Raw genomic sequence first — 16,249 nt, 5'->3', positions numbered from 1 at the left:
GGTATGAAGTCCTTTCGTAACATCCGCGTCATCCCGGTCGTCCTGGTTGCCGTCGCAGGCCTCGCCACGCTGAAGGTGGCGGGCCTCGTGATCAATGGCGGCTATGTGTTCGACTACAAGCCGAACCAGACCAAGAAATCCTGGGCGCAGGAGAATCTGAACTTCCCGACCGGCCGCGAGGAGCCGGAGATCATCACCGGCTCGACCCATGGCGCGCCGAAGGAGGCGCCCAAGCCCGCCGCGCCGGAGACCAAGCCGGAAGGCACCGTGGTCAAGGTCGACGAAGCCCAGCCGCAGGTCTCGGCCTCCGAGCGCGCGATCCTCGAGCGGTTGCAGGCGCGCCGCCAGGAGATCGAGGCCCGCCAGCGCGAGATCGACATCCGCGAGAGCCTGTTGAAGTCGGCCGAGAAGCGCATCGAAGGCAAGGTCGAGGAGATGAAGGCGGTGGAAACCCGCATCTCCGCGACGCAGGCCGAGCAGAAGGCCGCCGAAGCCCAGCGCATGAAGGGCCTCGTGACCATGTACGAGGGCATGAAGCCCAAGGACGCCGCACGGGTGTTCGACCGGCTGGAGATGGGTGTGCTGATCGAGATCGCCTCGGCGATCGCGCCGCGAAAGATGTCGGACATCATGGGACTGATGTCGCCGGAGGCCGCCGAGAAGCTGACGGTCGAGATGGCCCGCCGTGCCAATGGCGGCGGCGATCAGTCGGCCTCCGCCGGCGAGCTGCCCAAGATCGACGGCAAGCCGACACAAAAGCCGAATTGAGGGCGCGAGGCGAAGGGCGCCATCGCGACCTGGCGCGTTGTCGCGTGGCCAGTTCGACTGGCGCCCAGCGAGATGCCCTGCGGGTCTAGTTCGCGAAGACCTGTTGCACCCTGCGAACAGGCGGCTGCTTCTCCACCCGCGGAAGAGTATCGGCCTGCTGCTTGATCAGCGCTGCCTTCGTGACCCGAGTCACGAGCTGCAGGGTGCTATGGCAACAGGAGCACTCATATATTTTCAGGGCATATCCTCTGGCGATCGGAACGATCGCTACGACCGCTCTTGCCCTGCTACACACAATGCAACCGGCTTCTCCGCTCATTGATTACCCCCAAAGCTAACCAATGCGATTCGCATCGCCGAGGTCACATCTGATTCAGAGTCGCGCGCGAACCGCAACGCTCCGAAGGTTGTGAGTGCGCGCGCTCAGCAACTCCTCAATGCGGCAGATCAAGCTCCCGTGGCGGATGCAGTCGAAGCTGGCGGCATCTTCTGAGACTGCGATGAGTTGACGCGCGCAGGTGTGAAGTGGCGTACAGTGGCGCTCAAGGCCCGGTCCTACGCTTGGCTAGTCGCAATCGGCAGCGCAGGAGGAGGCCATGAACTACTCGTCCGCAGCAGAACGCGTCATCGAGGCCCTCAACCGGCTGCTCATCGCGGCGATGACATCGGCGTGGACATCCGCCCTCAGCCATCAGCATGCAGCGCCGCCAGAAGACGACGGTGGCAACGATGACGAATCTTCTCTCGACGAAGACAGCCCCTCGGCGCCGGAAAGCGCCAGCAAGCAACATTGAAGCCGCAATCGGCTCGAGGCCGTCACACGATCAGATCGTGCGACACATGGCCGTGAACGGTAGCTGCCGAGAAAGGTGGATCAACATCGGACGGCAACGTTTCAGGCATGAATGCCGGCTCGGATCCATGTAATTCCCCAGCGTGCTCGTGATGACCGACGGAGTCTGAGAGATGATCCAACATCGCGCTATGCAGTGAGCCGTGCGACGCGTCATTCCGGAACTGGAACGAGTCGCCGAGCTGCTGCGGATCGGCGTGCTTTGATCCGGACGCTCCCTGGGACGGGTTGTGCTGGTCCGCCTCGCTTGAGAGCGAATGGTTGGCACCGCCGGTCGATGACTTCAGAAGGCTTGGGTTGAGCGAAGTGTCCGCCGTTTGATCGTTGGTATGACCGTGGGCATGAGCCGCCTGGGCGGCGCCTCTTGATGACGCGACGCCGTCATTCCCTGTTTCGTGTCCGAGCGCAAGCCCGCTACCTGCGTGCTGTTCGGCAGCGCCGTGGGCAAAATTCAGCATGGCGACGTCAGGCACCTGGCCGCTTGCGGCAATCGCGCCATTGTTGCCAGCCAATGAGGCTGCGTCGAACCCGGTCGGGTTGTTGAAGACAAAGCTGGCCTCGGTGAGCGGGACCACGTGCTGCACGATCAGAGACAGTCCGCCGGCTGAGGGAGCCGCCGCGTCGCTGCGGAGCGTTTCGATCGCGAGCATTTGCACTTCGTCTGAACTGGACAAGCTGGAATATTCGGTCTGTCCGATCTGGTCCCAGTTCGAATCGAGGCTGGTGGCCGCCTCGGTCGATTGGATTGTCGAACTCCCTGCAGCGAGAAGCGAGCCGTCGCCGCTGCCGGAGTCGGACAGGACACCGGAAGTTGTCGTCATCACGGCGGTCGCGTCACCCTGCGAGGTTGCGATGGGGTCGAGCAGTTCGCCGGCAACCGCCGTCACAGGCGCCGCTGCCGGCGCCGTGATGAAGTCCGACGCGTCGATGGTTGCAATCCCCTGCAAATGAATTTCGAGCAGGCTGGAATCGCCGACGTGCAGGGTCTGGTCAGTTGGATTGACGTACACGATCGTTTCATTCGCCGCACTGTCATACAGCCAGGCGATCGTATGTGCCGGTACGGCCGTGCTGGTCGAGCTTAAGGCCAATATGACAAATCCAAGCGCGCCAATGGCAGTCAAGTCGATCTTGTCAGCCCCTGAGGCGAAGTCGGTGATGGTGTCGAACTGGCCTGCGCGAGAATCAGCTGCGAACAAGTAAGCGAAGCGGTCGTTTCCATTGCTGCCGGTGAGTTGATCCGCGCCAAATCCACCGGTGATGGTGTCGCCGCCATTGTTGCCGTTGATTGTATCGTTGCCCGAGCCGCCGTAGATGGTGTCATCCCCATCATTGCCTTTGATCGTGTCATTGCCTGAGCCGCCATAGAGAACGTCGGCCTTGCCGGTCCCGTTGACCGTGTCGCTGCTCGCCCCCGCGTAGATGATCTGACCTGTGTTGCCGCCCCCGGCAATCGTTTCGCTCCCCGGCGTTCCATACACGTTGGGAGGATCGGAGATCACGGCAGATCCGGTGGCCAAATTATCAAAATCGTTGGGGTCTGCGTCGCTGGCGCCATGGATGGCGACGGTCACTGTCTGTGTCGTACCGTCGATGGCAGTCATCGAGAAGGTGTCGGTCAGGGTGTCGCCGACATCGAGCGCCTGAACCACGGTGTTGTTGTTATCGAGGGTGTAAGTCCATACGCCGGCTGCGGTCATCGTGAAGGTGCCGTATCCGCCGTCACTCGCGGCCGGCGAAGAGACTGCGGTGAACGTGTTCGGAGCGTTGTCGACGTCCGTATCGGTGAGCGTGCCGGTCGCGACGGGACTGCCGGGTGAGAAAGTTCCTGCCTCTGTCACTGAGCCGGTCGTGGTGCCGGAAATGAGGGCGGCGTCGTTGCTGCCCTGAATGGTGATCGTCACCACCTGCGGCGTACCGTCGAGGGTGTTGACGGTGAAACTGTCGGTGAGCGTGCCGCCGACATTGAGCGCCTGCACCGCGCCACTGGCGTTGTCGAGCGTGTAGGTCCACACGCCGGCGGCGGTTATCGTAAAGGTGCCATAACCATTCGTGCTTGCCTTGGGCGAACTCACCGCGGTGAAGGTATTGGATGGATTGTCGACGTCGGCGGCAAAGAGCGTGCCCGTTGTGCTCGGCCTGCCGGGTGTCGCGTTGGCAACGCCTCCGGCCTCGGTCACCGAGGCGGTCGTGGTGCCGGAAACGATGGCGGCATCGTTGGCGCCATGGATGGTGATCGTTACCACTTGGGCGGTTCCGTCCAGAGTGGTCACTGTGAACGTGTCGGTCAGTGTCTCGCCGGTATTGAGCCCCTGCACCGCGCCGTTGGCATTGTCGAGCGTGTAGGTCCACACGCCCGCTGCCGTCATGGTGAAGGTGCCATAGCCGGCGGCGCTCACCGTCGGCGAGCCGACGGCCGTGAAAGCACTGGCGGTCGTGTCGACGTCGGTGTCGGTGAGGGTGCCTGTCGCGGTGGGTATGCCGGGGTTTGTATTGGCGACGTCGCCGGCCTCGATCACGTCGCCGGTCGTCGCGCCGGAAATGATCGCGGCGTCACTGGCTCCGAGGATGGTGATCGTCACGACCTGGGCGGTTCCTCCGATCGTAGTCACTGTGAACGTGTCGGTCAGCGTCTCGCCGGCATTGAGCGCCTGCACTGCGAGGTTGGCATTGTCCAAGGTGTAGGTCCACACGCCGGCCGCCGTCATCGTGAAGGTGCCGTAGCCGCCGGTGCTCGATGTTGGCGAGCTTACGGTCGTGAACGTATTGGGCGGATCGTCGACGTCGGTATCGGAAAGGGTGCCGGTCGCAATCGGCGTGCCGGGCGTTCCATTGGCGATGCCGCCAGCCTCGATGATCGAACCGGTCGTGGTGCCGGAGATGATTGCAGCGTCGTTGACACCGTTGATGGTGATCGTGAAGGTCTGGGCGACAGAGGTGAATCCGTCGGAGACGGTGACGACGAAACCGTCGGTCGTGGGCGCCTTCAGCGCGTTGATTGCCGCATTGTCAGGCACGAACGTATAAGCGCCGCTCGTGCTGTTGACGTAGAGAATCCCGTAGGCGCTTGTCTTCGTCAGATCGTACGTCACTCCATCCAGAACCGTATTGCCGGCGCTGGCTCCGACGACGCCGAAGGTCAGATTGTCTCCGCTGTTGGTGCTACTGGCACTGAAAGTTCCCCTCGTCGCAGTGAACGTGTCAAATATCACTGTGTCGCGTTCAGTTGGCCCCACTCCCGTGCTGAGAGTCGGAGGTAGACGTCCCAGAGGCTCGGGGATGACGAATGGCAACACAGTCGGCGAAGCCTGCAGCGTGGGCACGTCAGGTTGAACGAAATTGATCGGCTGCGGCCGCTCGGATTTGACAAAGGGAGGCGTGCTCGAGCCGTGCGGCCCTTGCCCTTCTGTGAGATTGGCAAGCAGGTCCTGTTGGGCGGCGCGCAACTCGTCCATGCGAGCCGCCGTGTTCGTGACCTGATTGACGCTGATGGTGGATCCCACCTTCTTGATGACGATCGTCTCGCCGGGATCTTCGACGATGATGTGTCGCGGGACCCGCTCCTTGGTCACGACCTCAAATGCGCCGTGCGCAAGGTCCTTGTAGGTAATGGAGTCGTCATCCAGGAATGTGACATCCGGGTCCGCGGCCTCGGCATTCTGCACGGCCGAGAAGGTCAATGCTGCAAGCGTCAGCATCCCGAAACCGCCCGCGTGGCCCCGGGCGCGAATGCCTGCAATGGGCGTATTCAGCTGGAGCGCCCCGGTTTCCGCCAGCCGGCCCGGAATGAAACTGAAGCTCCCTCGGATCACGTCGAACAAGGCTGCAGATGGCATGCCTTCGACGTCGAAGACGAACTCGCCCAGCACAACGTGAGTGCCGCAGGCGATGTTGAAAAAAGTACCGTCGATGAAGCCAATTGTGATCTGCCCGTCGGCATCGGTCTCCAGCACGTCGCCCCGGTAGATAGGCGCACCGGCTAGCGCCTGTGTGGCGACGCCGCCCGCTCGCGTAAGCGCACAGCAACCGATCGCTCTATGAATATGGCCGATGAGTTCGACGGGCAGGGCCATGGCGGCCCCGCTATCAGCCTGGATGCCGGATGCAACTAACATTGCTAGACCTCGCCTGGGTGATCGATTCAGGCTCGGCGTGCTGCCAAAACCTTGCTCGGGCCCTCGCCAAGGGACAAAAATTTCCTGGGCGCTGGCAGCCGCGAAGGCTTGCCCGCCGAAATGATCAAGTCGATCGAGAGGGATGCATTGCGCGGGAGACGGCGACGCGTACCGCCATTCCCGCCGTGCCCCCTCCCGCCAATGTGATTAAATTGACAAACGAGACATATTTAATTTGTGGCGCCCGCGTAGCGCCGGAGATAAATTAGGCTGATTAATAAAATTAAACAACAATTATAGTTATTGTGGCAGCGCTGCGCGGTTCAAAAAAGGGGCCGCCGATAGCGACAAGATCTTCTCAGAAAGGGGGGATCATGTGCAGACCTACGATAGCCGCTTTGACGACCGGCCTTGTTTTGGCCCTTGCCAATTTCTTGCCGAGTGCGGCTCGAGCGCAAATCGATTCCGCCAAGCCCGCCGTGGCTGCCTCGTCATCAAAACCAATTGGGAAGGTGGTGGTGGCCACAGGCTCGGTCACGATCGAACATGCGGGCGCCGTGGTCGTTCAGGCGAATGTCTCGAGTGACCCTGGCCGGGCCAACACGGGTGATCCCGTATATCTTGGTGACGTGGTGCAGACCGGGGCAGACGGCCGCGTCGGCATCAACTTTACCGACGGCAGCTCGTTCAATTTATCGAGCAACGCCCGTATGGTGTTGGATCACTATGTGTATGAGCCGGCCGGCAAGTCCAATGCGACCATGTTCAATCTCGCCAGGGGAACGTTCACTTTTGTTGCGGGCGGTGTCGCAAAGACCGGCGACATGAAGGTAGATACTCCCGTCGCCACGCTGGGGATCCGAGGCACGACGCCGCATATCGAGATTTCGGATGATGGGTCGGTCAAAATTTCGACCCTGATCGAAGAGGGCAAGAGCAAGCTCTTGAAGAAACCGCCGACATCGGCGGCGCCGGAGCCTGATCGAACCAGCAATCGGAGGCTCAACATCTGTCGAGGATGCTGAGAAATTTGCTTGGGAAGGGAGACCAGGATTGGCGCTTCGTTCGCTGTCGGTGTCGGACACTTGGTGTGGAAATGATCGCAAGAGCCAGTTTGATCAAGGCCGTGATGCTCATTCTTGTCCTTGTGCTGTCCAATTCGTCGGGCTGGGCGCAGAAGAAGGGCAGCTCCCTCAAGAATGTTGAACTGTGTAACGGCTCAGACCGCGTGTCACCCGAAGCTCGGATCGATGGCTGCACGGCGTTTATCGATGCGGGCGAGGGAGCGGTGAACGGCTTCGTGGTCGCCTACAACAACAGGGGGAATGCCTATAGCGCTAAAGCCGACTACGAACGCGCGATCAAGGATTTCGTTGAAGCGACCAGGCTTGATCCGAATTATGCGAAAGCGTTCAACAACCTCGGCGTGGCCTATCTGAGAACGGGGGCGCGCGATCTGGCGATCGGCGCCTTTGATGAGGCGCTCAAGCTCAACCCGAACTACGGCGCCGCTTTTGCCAACCGTGCGGCGGCCCACCTGCAAGGGAACGCGTACGACCGCGCAGCGCGGGACTATGACGAGGCAATTCGCCTTGATCCGAAGCTGGAGGCGGTGCGGAGCGGACGCTGTTGGACCCGAGCCGTGCTTGGCGCTTTGCAAGCTGCGCTGGAAGACTGCGATATTGCGCTTCGATCGGGAGCAAACAACGCGGCAACATATGACTCGCGAGCTCTCATAAATCTGAAAATGGGGCAATTCTCCGCGGCGATGGATGACTACAACTCAGCGCTGCGGTTCGCGCCCAAGCTTGCGAGCGCGCTCTACGGCCGAGGGATTGCCAAATTCAAGCTCGGCGACACAGATGGTAGCCATAGCGATATCTCGGCGGCCAGAAGGATCGACGCTGGAATCGACCAAGCCTTTGACCGCTATGGGGTGCCCGTGAAGGGACTGGTCAACCGCGACGGCACCGTTTTGCAGGTGTTAACGAGTCCTTAACCATCGGCGTCTCAAATTCAAATCCGGCGGATCCGCTTACGCTCGATGCGGCACAGCGTGCTGCCTCCAAAGCAAATCAAGATATAGCATTAACAAGTCCTTAATTGGCGAGACCTACAGTCGACGGCATGGGCCGGCCTTGATGCCGGCATGGACCGCCGAACCGGAAGAAATGCCGCCAATGGCGCGAAAGGCTGCCGCTGGATTTGTGTCGCGAGCCCGCGCCTTGGCGCCGGGGCTGTTGCGTCATGTCCGAACAGCGGGCGTGCTGGCGGCCTGCCTGCTGACCGGTCTCGGTGCGCCTGCCCGGGCGGCCGATCCAATCAGGGGCGAGGCGAGCTTTTCGGCCGGCGGCGGCTTTGCCCGGCTCGTCATCAAGCTCGGCGAGGACGTTCCCTCCGAGGTGACGACCGCAGGCTCCATCCTCATCATCCGCTTCGACCGGGCGGTCGACGTTCCCGTCGACCGCGTTCCCGAAGGTGCGCCCGATTACGTCAACTCCGCGCGCCGCGATCCTGATGGCGGCGCCATCCGCCTGTCGCTGGCGCGGCGCGTCACCGTCAACACCATGAATGCCGGCGAGCGCACCTTCGTGGACCTGTTGCCGGAGGGCTGGAAGGGACCGCCGCCGAGCCTGCCGATGGACGTCGTCAAGGAGCTCGCCGAGCGCGCCCGCGTGGCCGAGCGCGCGCTGCGCGCCCAGCGCGCCGCGGCCGAGACCAAGAAGCGTCCGCAGATCCGCGTGCGGGCCTCGGTGCAGCCGACCTTCGTGCGCTTCGTGTTCGAGATGCCCGACGGCGTCGGCGTTTCCTCCGTGCTCAACGAGCAGAAGCTCACGCTCGCCTTCAACGCCAACCTCAATTTCGATCTGGCGGACGCGGTCGTCGCGGCGCCGCCGAACGTCGCCTCGATCAAGCAGAAGGCCGACATCGACCAGACCAATGTCGAGATCGCGCTGATCGGCGATTCCGACGTGCATTCGTTCCGCGACGAGAAGAACTACGTCGTCGACGTCTCCTTCCAGCCCGACAAGGGCAAGACCGCCGCGACGCCCGAGGCGGCGATCGCGCAGATGAAGCCTGCCGGTCACGGACCGGCGCCGGCGCCCGACAAGCCCGCGGCCGAGAAGCCGAAGGAGGCCCATCGCGAGATCGCGCCGCCGACCTCCGAGACGATCGCGCGCGACGCCAAAGTCGACGTCAAGCCCGAGGTGAAACCGGAAGCGCCCGCCGCGATGCCGCCCGCTGAAGCGCCGAAACCGGCGCCGGCTGCCGCGACTGAGCCTGTGCACGCTCCGGAAGCGCCCAAGGAAACGGCGAAGGAAGCTGCAAAGCCCGCGCCGCCGGTTTCCGAAGCCGCGGCCGCGCCGGCCAAGCCGGTGCCTGCCGAAGCGCCGAAAGAAGCCGTCAAGGAAGCCGCCAAGGCTGCGCCCGCCGAAGCGCCCGCCGCGCCGCAGCCCACGATCGCCAGCGTCGATGCGCGCCGCGACAGCGACGGCTTGCGCGTGACGTTCCCGATACAGGTCACAACACCGGCGGCGGCGTTCCGCCGCGGCGACACGGTGTGGCTGGTGTTCGATACGCCGAAGCCGATCGACGTCGAGGCGATCCGTGCCAGGGGCGGGGCGATGATCGGCGAGGTCGGCCGCATCCCGCTCGACAAGGGGCAGGCGGTGCGTATCCGTCTCACCCGCCCGCTGGTCTACTCTCTGGCGAGCGAGGAGGTCGGCAAGGAGACCAACTGGCTCCTGACGCTCGCCGACAAGATCCAGTCGACGCCGTTGCCGCTGATGATGTCGCGCAACATCACCGACCCCGCGCTCGCCAACATCGCCATCCCCTTCGCCAATCCGGGCCTGCTGCACAAGCTCACCGACCCCGATGCCGGCGACACGCTCTATGTCGTCACCGCGCAGCGGCCGGTGCGCGGCTTCATCAAGCGGCAGGATCTCGTCGATCTCTCGCTGCTGGAATCCGCGCACGGCATCGCGATCCGGCCGAACTCCGACGAGGTCGGCGTCGAGGTCGGTGCCGACAAGGTGATCCTGGGCAAGAAGGGCGGACTGACGCTGTCGCCGGTCGACATCTCGGCCGAGCGCGCGCCGACCGCGGTACGCCCGATCTTCAGCCCCGAAGGCTGGCGCAAGGGCCAGTCGGACAATTTCATGGCGCGCCAGGGCGAGCTGATGACGGCGATCTCGGTGGTCGAGCCGGCGCTGCGTTCCCTGCCGCGGCTCGATCTCGCGCAGTTCTACATGTCGCGCGCGATGTATCACGAGGCCAAGGCCGTGACCGAGCTGATGCTGAGCGATCCGCTGAACAAGGAGGAGAGCGGCGCGCTGATCATGCATGCGATTGCGAGCATCCTGATCGGCCGGCCGGCGCAGGGCCTGAAGGACCTCGCCAATCCCGTGATCGGCAACAGCCACGATTCCCAGCTCTGGAAGGCGCTCGCCTATGCGCGCCAGGGCAAATGGGCCGATGCGCGCGAGAAGTTCAAGAACGTCGAATTCGCCATCGCCTCGCTGCCGCTGGACATCCAGCGCATCGTGACGATGGACGCGATGCGCGCCTCGCTCGAGGTGAAGGACTATGCCGGCGCCTCCAAGCGCCGCAGCGAGCTCGAGGTGGTCAGCGTCTCGCCCGAGGCCGCGCCCGGCTTCGCCGTGCTGCGCGGCCGGCTCGCCGAGGCGCTCGGCCACGACAAGGACGCGCTCGACGACTACAAATTCGCGGCCGCTTCGGCCGACCGGCCGGCTGCGGCCGAGGCCAAGCAGCTCGAAGTCGCGCTGCGGCAGAAGCGCGACGAGATCAGCAAGGAAGACGCGCTGCGCGAGCTCGAGACGCTGTCCATGACCTGGCGCGGCGACGCGATCGAGGTCAAGACGCTGCAGATGCTGTCGCAGATGTTTGCCGAGAACGGGCGCTACCGCGATGCGCTCACCGCGGCGCGCACCGCGACCAGGCTGCAGCCGAACGCCGAAGCCTCGCGCCAGGCGCAGGATCTCGCCTCGGACCTGTTCACGAAGATCTTCCTGGGACCGAAGGGCGACGAGCTGCCGCCGGTCGAGGCGCTCGGGATGTTCTACGAATTCCGCGAGCTGACGCCGATCGGCCGGCGCGGCGACGAGCTGATCCGCCGTCTCGCCGACCGTCTCGCCTCGATCGACCTGCTCGACCAGGCCGCCGAGCTGCTGCAATACCAGGTCGACCACCGCCTCGAAGGCGCCGCGCGCGCCCAGGTCGCCGCGCGCCTGTCCATGATCTATCTCGCCAACCGCAAGCCCGACATGGCGATCACCGCGCTGCGCGCGAGCCGCATCAGCGATCTCTCCGGCGAGCTCAGGCAGCAGCGCCTGCTGCTGGAAGCGCGCGCGCAGAGCGACGTCGGCCGTCACGATCTCGCGCTCGACATCGTCTCCAACGTCTCCGGGCGCGAAGTGCTGCGCCTGCGTTCCGACATCTTCTGGGCGGCGCGGCGCTGGCGCGAGTCCGCCGAGCAGATCGAGCTCTATTACGGCGAGCGCTTCCGCGACTTCAAGCCGCTCAACGCGGTGGAGAAGAGCGACATCATCCGCGCCGCCGTCGGCTATGCGCTCGCCGACGACTCCATCGGCCTGTCGCGCTTCCGCGAGAAATACGCGCCGCTGATGAGCGAGAGCGCCGACCGTCTCGCCTTCGACATCGCCAGCAAGCCGGCCGCGGCCTCCAGCGCCGAATTCGCCGAGATCGCCAAGTTAGCCGCCAGCGTCGATACGCTCGACGGCTTCCTGCGCGAGATGAAGCAGCGCTTCCCCGACGCCACCGCCCGCGCCCCCGGCTCACCGCAGGCCAGGGAACAAGTCGACCACACCGGCTCGCTGCCGACGATCCCGGTCGTGCGACAGATCAAGATGACGCGGTAGGGCTCCTGCTAGCTCTAAGCTTCGTCGCGTGCCGCGTTCTGGGTGTCATCGCCCGCGAAGGCGGGCGATCCAGTATTCCAGAGACGGTTGTGATTGAACCGAGAAGCTGCGGCGTACTGGATGCCCCGCCTTCGCGGGCATGACGAGGGATGGTGGCCGGTTCACCCCCCGTAACTCTGCACCAGGCTCCCTGCCACCAGCGACCAGCCGTCGACCAACACGAAGAAGATCAGCTTGAACGGCAGCGAGATCGTTGCCGGCGGCAGCATCATCATGCCCATCGACATCAGCACCGAGGCGACGACGAGGTCGATGATCAGGAAGGGCAGGAACAGCAGGAAGCCGATCTCGAAGGCGCGCTTCAGCTCGGAGATCATGAAGGCGGGGACGAGGATGCGCAGTGCGAGGTCGTCGGGGGTGGCCGGCGGCGCCTCGCCCGAGAGATCCAGGAACAGCTTGAGGTCCTTCTCGCGCACGTTCTTCTGCATGAAGCCGCGCAAGGGAACGGAGGCGCGCTGCAGCGCGTCCTCGACGCCGATCTGGTTGGCGACCAGCGGGCGGATGCCGTCGTCGTAGGATTTTTGCAGGACCGGCCCCATCACGAAGAAAGTGAGGAACATCGCCAGCGCGATGATCACCGAGTTCGGCGGCGCGGTCGCCGTGCCCAACGCGGTGCGCAGCAGCGACAGCACGACCACGATGCGCGTGAACGACGTCATCATGATCAGGATCGACGGCGCGATCGACAGCACGGTGAGCAGCGCGATCAGCTGGATCGCGCGCTCGGTGACGCCGCCGCCGCCAGCGCCGCCGCCGAGATTGATGCTGATGTCCTGCGCATGCGCCGGCATCGCTGCCGATGCCGCGCCGATCAGGACAGAAAGGAAAACAACTCTACGCGGGAGGGACGGCAGCCTCACGAAGACGGCTTCGGACGGCCAAGCAGCGAGGCCATCTCGTCTTCGAGATTTTCAAAGCTGGTCTTTTCCGCGGCCGGCTTTGCGGGCGGGGCCGGTGGCGCCGGCGGCTCGCTGCGTGCGGCGCGGGGCGGCGGCGCAGGCGGTTCGGGCGCAACCGGAGGCGCGACCGTCTCACCGGCCGGGCGACGCAGGGCAGCCTCTAGCCGCTGCGCCATCTCGGCGAGATTCTGCTCGGCGCTGGAGGGGGCCGCGGCGGGAGCCGGCGGCGGAACGGGCGGAGCCTGCGGCACCGGCGGAGGAGGCGGCGGCGCAGCGGCGCGCTCGGCGCGCACCGGCGGCATCTTCGGCGGCTCACTCTGGCGCGGCGGCCGCGGCATCAGTGGCGGCTCGCTGCGCGGAACGCGCGGCGGCAGCGGCTCGGGCCGCGGTTCGCGCTCGGGGCGCGGCGCGATCGGCTCGGCCGTAAAGCCGGCGAGGGGATCGCTGCGGCGTTCGGCCAGCGCGGGAGCGGGCCGGCGCACCTCGTCGGCGAAGGACGGGCGCGCGGGCCGCGGCGGCGGCTCGGGCATTTGCGGCTCGGGATGATCGAGCAGCTCGGGCCGCGGTGCTTCGTCGGCCCAGCTGCTGGTATCCGGCATGGGCGCCAGCCGCGGCGGTTCCGCGGCGTTCGGACGCTGCGGAAGCTGGTCGCGGCCGGGCGCGGCGCGAACGATGTTGGGTTCGACGACGATATCGGTCGGCCCGCCGATCATCAGGAGATGCTCGACATTGTCACGCCGGACCAGCACCAGGCGGCGCCGACCGTCGACCGCGGCAGCGTCGATCACCGCGAGCCGGGGCATCCTGCCGCGCTGGGTGTTGGCGCCGACCCGGCTGCCGGCGAATCGGCGAACCAGCCAGGCAGCGACGCCGATCAACGCCAGGACGACGATGAACGCGACGATGAAGGTGATAGGGCTGCCTTGCATACTTGTCCCCGACAAATGGCGCTGTTCTCGTGCCCATGGTCAGACGCGCCAACCACCGGCTTAACGATGCCCCAAACTGCGATCTCTTAACGTCCCACGGCAAGTTTTGCCGTCCCCAACTCTTAATAACCTATGAATCGCTCGATCCAAAACGACTTCTTGGCCCGTGAATGCGCCGCCAAATGGTTGGGTTAATGCCATTTTTGGAGGCGTAGAATCACGGGGCGCAAAATACTGTTCCACCCGGGGACACGCCTCGAGGGCGTCCTTAACCAGCTGTTAACCATACACGCGGCAAATTCTGCCTAGTTGCGGACCTCAAGGTTCGCAAGAGGCGGAAAGGAGCCGCGACGATGTCCATCAACGACCTCCCGGTGCTGTCGGCGCTTCGCACCAAGATGCAGTGGCACCAGGAGCGCCAGCGCGTCCTGTCCGAGAACGTCTCCAATTCCGACACGCCCAAATTCCGGCCGCGCGACCTGGTCGAGCCGAAGCTCGACAAGTCCGGGGCGGTCACCGGCTCGATGGGCCCCCTCGCGCTCGCCCGCACCAGCGGTTCTCACATGACGCCGTCGGGGGCTGCTTCCGGATTCGACCAGAACAGGAACGCGGGTTTTGAGACCCGCCCCGCGGGAAACGCCGTCAATCTCGAAGAGGAGATGATGAAGGCGGCCAGCAACCAGATGGACTACGCGGCGGCGACCTCGCTCTATTCGAAGAGCCTGCATCTGCTCAAGACCGCGATCGGCAAGGGCTAGCCGCATGATCCGGGAACAGAACAGCTAGAGGAGGCGCATCATGGCCAATGACAGCAGCGACTTTGCGCGCTCGATGGCGATCGCGACCTCCGGTCTGAGGGCGCAAGCCGGCCGCATGCGGGTGATCTCGGAAAACATCGCGAACGCGGATTCGACCTCGCAGACATCAGGCGGGGATCCCTACCGGCGCAAGGTTCCGACCTTCTCCTCCGCACTCGACCGCACGCTCGACGCGCAGGTCGTCACCCTCGGCAAGATCAAGCCCGACCAGTCGAACTTCCGCGTCAAATACGAGCCGAGCAATCCGGTCGCGGACGCCAGCGGCAACGTCAAATACCCCAACGTGAACTCGGTGGTCGAGATGACCGACATGCGCGATGCGCAGCGGTCCTACGAGGCCAATCTCAACATCATCAGTGCGACGCGCCGGATGATCCAGCGCACGCTCGACATCCTCAAGAGCTGAACAGGACAATTGAGCCATGGCATCACCGACAATCGCGGCCAACGCTTATGCCAACCTCGCCCGGGTGCTGGAGAACAGCGGTGCCGGCAAAGCCACCGAGGCGGGCGGGCAATCCTTTGCCTCGATGCTGAAGGACGCCGTCGGCAGCGTCATGGAGTCCGGCCGCAAGTCGGACGCGCAGACCGTGGCGATGGCCTCCGGCAAGGCCAACGTGATGGACGTGGTGACGGCGGTGGCAGACACCGACGTCGCGGTGTCCACGCTCGTCTCGGTCCGCGACCGCGTGATCGCGGCGTATGAAGACATCATGAAGATGCCGATCTGATTTTGGCGAATGGTGAGTAGCGAATGGCGAATGGGGACGTCTCCGATTCGCCATTCGCTACTCGCCATTCGCATTTCCCGGCACGTCAGACAACCAAGAGCGAGTATCAAACAATGACCGGACCCGAAACCCTCGACGTTGCGCGCGATGCGATCTGGACGATCGTGATCGTGTCCTCTCCCCTGATGGTGGTCGGTCTGGTGGTCGGCGTCATCGTGTCGCTGTTCCAGGCACTGACGCAGATCCAGGAGCAGACGCTGATCTACGTGCCGAAGATCCTCGCCATCTTTGCCACGATGCTGCTGGCGCTGCCGTTCATGGCCGACGCGCTCCACGCCCACATGCTGCGGATCTCGTCGCGAATCATCGGCGGCTGAGGCAAGATGCGTCAATTATGCGCATCGACGTCTCGCTGCTGCCGGCGCTCGCCGCTTCCTTCATGCTCGCCTTCGCCCGGGTCGGCGCGATGGTGATGCTGTTGCCGGGGCTGGGCGAGACCAATATTCCGACGCGGATCAAGCTGTCGATCGCGCTGCTGCTGACGCTGATCATCCTGCCGCTGCATCGCAACGCCTACCAGGTCGACATGGGCTCGCTCGCGCCGCTCCTGGTCCTGATGCTGCATGAGATCGCGATCGGAATCGTGCTGGGCGCGACCGCGCGCGTGACGTTGTCGGCGCTCCAGGTTGCGGGATCCGTGATCGCGCAGCAGATGGGACTCGGTTTCGTCACCTCGGTCGACCCGACGCAGGGCCAGCAGGGCGTGCTGGTCGGCAACTTCCTGACCATCCTCGGGGTAACGCTGCTGTTCGCCACCGACAGCCATCATCTGGTGATCGCGGCGCTGAACGACAGCTACACGATCTTCTCGCCGGGTGAGACCATATCAAGCGGCGATGTGGCCTCGCTCGCGACGCGCGCCTTTGCCGCCGCGTTCCGCCTGGGCCTGCAGCTCTCGGGGCCATTTCTGGTGTTCGGCCTGGTCTTCAACATCGGCCTTGGCGTGCTGGCGCGGTTGATGCCGCAGATGCAGGTCTATTTCGTCGGTGTGCCGCTCTCGATCTTCGCGGGCTTTCTGGTGCTCGCCGTGGTGCTCACGGCGATGATGGGGACGTATCTGGATTACTTCATCGGTGTCATGCACCAGTTGATGCCGCTGAGGTCACGGTAGAT

Annotated in this window: 13 protein-coding genes; 10 read left to right on the top strand and 3 right to left on the bottom strand. The window is 64.3% G+C overall.

What is annotated here, in order from left to right; translation table 11 throughout:
- Nucleotides 1-3: 3 nt before the first annotated feature.
- The gene (locus RAD10_RS31155; protein WP_091965441.1) at nt 4-768 is read left to right on the top strand and encodes a MotE family protein; all 765 of its coding nucleotides are present in this window, start codon (nt 4-6) and stop codon (nt 766-768) included.
- Between the two features lie 596 nt (nt 769-1,364).
- Complete coding sequence (locus RAD10_RS31150; protein WP_461620490.1) at nt 1,365-1,562, top strand: hypothetical protein; 198 nt, start codon at nt 1,365-1,367, stop codon at nt 1,560-1,562.
- A 22-nt stretch (nt 1,563-1,584) separates the two neighbouring features.
- On the opposite strand, the gene RAD10_RS31145 is transcribed toward RAD10_RS31150, so the two are convergent.
- Nucleotides 1,585-5,736 (bottom strand): VCBS domain-containing protein, encoded by a 4,152-nt coding sequence (locus RAD10_RS31145; RefSeq protein ID WP_461620489.1) that lies wholly within the window; start codon nt 5,734-5,736, stop codon nt 1,585-1,587.
- A 398-nt stretch (nt 5,737-6,134) separates the two neighbouring features.
- On the opposite strand from RAD10_RS31145, the gene RAD10_RS31140 reads away from it, so the two are divergent.
- From RAD10_RS31140 to RAD10_RS31130, 3 genes are all read left to right on the top strand, one after another.
- Nucleotides 6,135-6,761: a FecR family protein gene (locus tag RAD10_RS31140; protein ID WP_461620488.1), complete on the top strand. Its 627-nt coding sequence runs from the start codon at nt 6,135-6,137 to the stop codon at nt 6,759-6,761.
- A 71-nt stretch (nt 6,762-6,832) separates the two neighbouring features.
- Entirely contained in the window at nt 6,833-7,735 is a 903-nt protein-coding gene (locus RAD10_RS31135) for a tetratricopeptide repeat protein (protein ID WP_461620512.1), read from the top strand.
- Between the two features lie 181 nt (nt 7,736-7,916).
- Nucleotides 7,917-11,639: a tetratricopeptide repeat protein gene (locus RAD10_RS31130; RefSeq protein ID WP_461620487.1), complete on the top strand. Its 3,723-nt coding sequence runs from the start codon at nt 7,917-7,919 to the stop codon at nt 11,637-11,639.
- Between the two features lie 161 nt (nt 11,640-11,800).
- On the opposite strand, the gene fliP is transcribed toward RAD10_RS31130, so the two are convergent.
- Both fliP and RAD10_RS31120 read right to left on the bottom strand, forming a co-directional pair.
- The gene (gene fliP, locus RAD10_RS31125; RefSeq protein ID WP_028142765.1) at nt 11,801-12,559 is read right to left on the bottom strand and encodes a flagellar type III secretion system pore protein FliP; all 759 of its coding nucleotides are present in this window, start codon (nt 12,557-12,559) and stop codon (nt 11,801-11,803) included.
- The gene (locus RAD10_RS31120; protein WP_461620486.1) at nt 12,556-13,527 is read right to left on the bottom strand and encodes a flagellar biosynthetic protein FliO; all 972 of its coding nucleotides are present in this window, start codon (nt 13,525-13,527) and stop codon (nt 12,556-12,558) included. Before RAD10_RS31120 ends, fliP begins: the two co-directional genes overlap by 4 nt.
- A 353-nt stretch (nt 13,528-13,880) precedes the next feature.
- On the opposite strand from RAD10_RS31120, the gene flgB reads away from it, so the two are divergent.
- The 5 genes from flgB (at nt 13,881) to fliR (ending at nt 16,247) form a co-directional block, all read left to right on the top strand.
- Entirely contained in the window at nt 13,881-14,285 is a 405-nt protein-coding gene (gene flgB / locus RAD10_RS31115; protein WP_018321862.1) for a flagellar basal body rod protein FlgB, read from the top strand.
- Nucleotides 14,286-14,325: 40 nt separating this feature from the next.
- Entirely contained in the window at nt 14,326-14,751 is a 426-nt protein-coding gene (gene flgC / locus RAD10_RS31110) for a flagellar basal body rod protein FlgC (protein WP_091965448.1), read from the top strand.
- 16 nt (nt 14,752-14,767) lie between these two features.
- Nucleotides 14,768-15,076, top strand: coding sequence for a flagellar hook-basal body complex protein FliE (gene fliE, locus RAD10_RS31105; RefSeq protein WP_018321864.1), 309 nt, complete (start codon nt 14,768-14,770; stop codon nt 15,074-15,076).
- A gap of 113 nt (nt 15,077-15,189) precedes the next feature.
- Entirely contained in the window at nt 15,190-15,453 is a 264-nt protein-coding gene (gene fliQ / locus RAD10_RS31100) for a flagellar biosynthesis protein FliQ (RefSeq protein ID WP_018321865.1), read from the top strand.
- 17 nt (nt 15,454-15,470) lie between these two features.
- Nucleotides 15,471-16,247, top strand: a complete 777-nt coding sequence (gene fliR, locus RAD10_RS31095) for a flagellar biosynthetic protein FliR (RefSeq protein WP_018321866.1) — start codon at nt 15,471-15,473, stop codon at nt 16,245-16,247.
- Nucleotides 16,248-16,249 lie beyond the last annotated feature (2 nt).

This window comes from Bradyrhizobium sp. 23AC (assembly GCF_054863025.1).
This window is presented reverse-complemented; position numbering and strand designations above follow the sequence as displayed.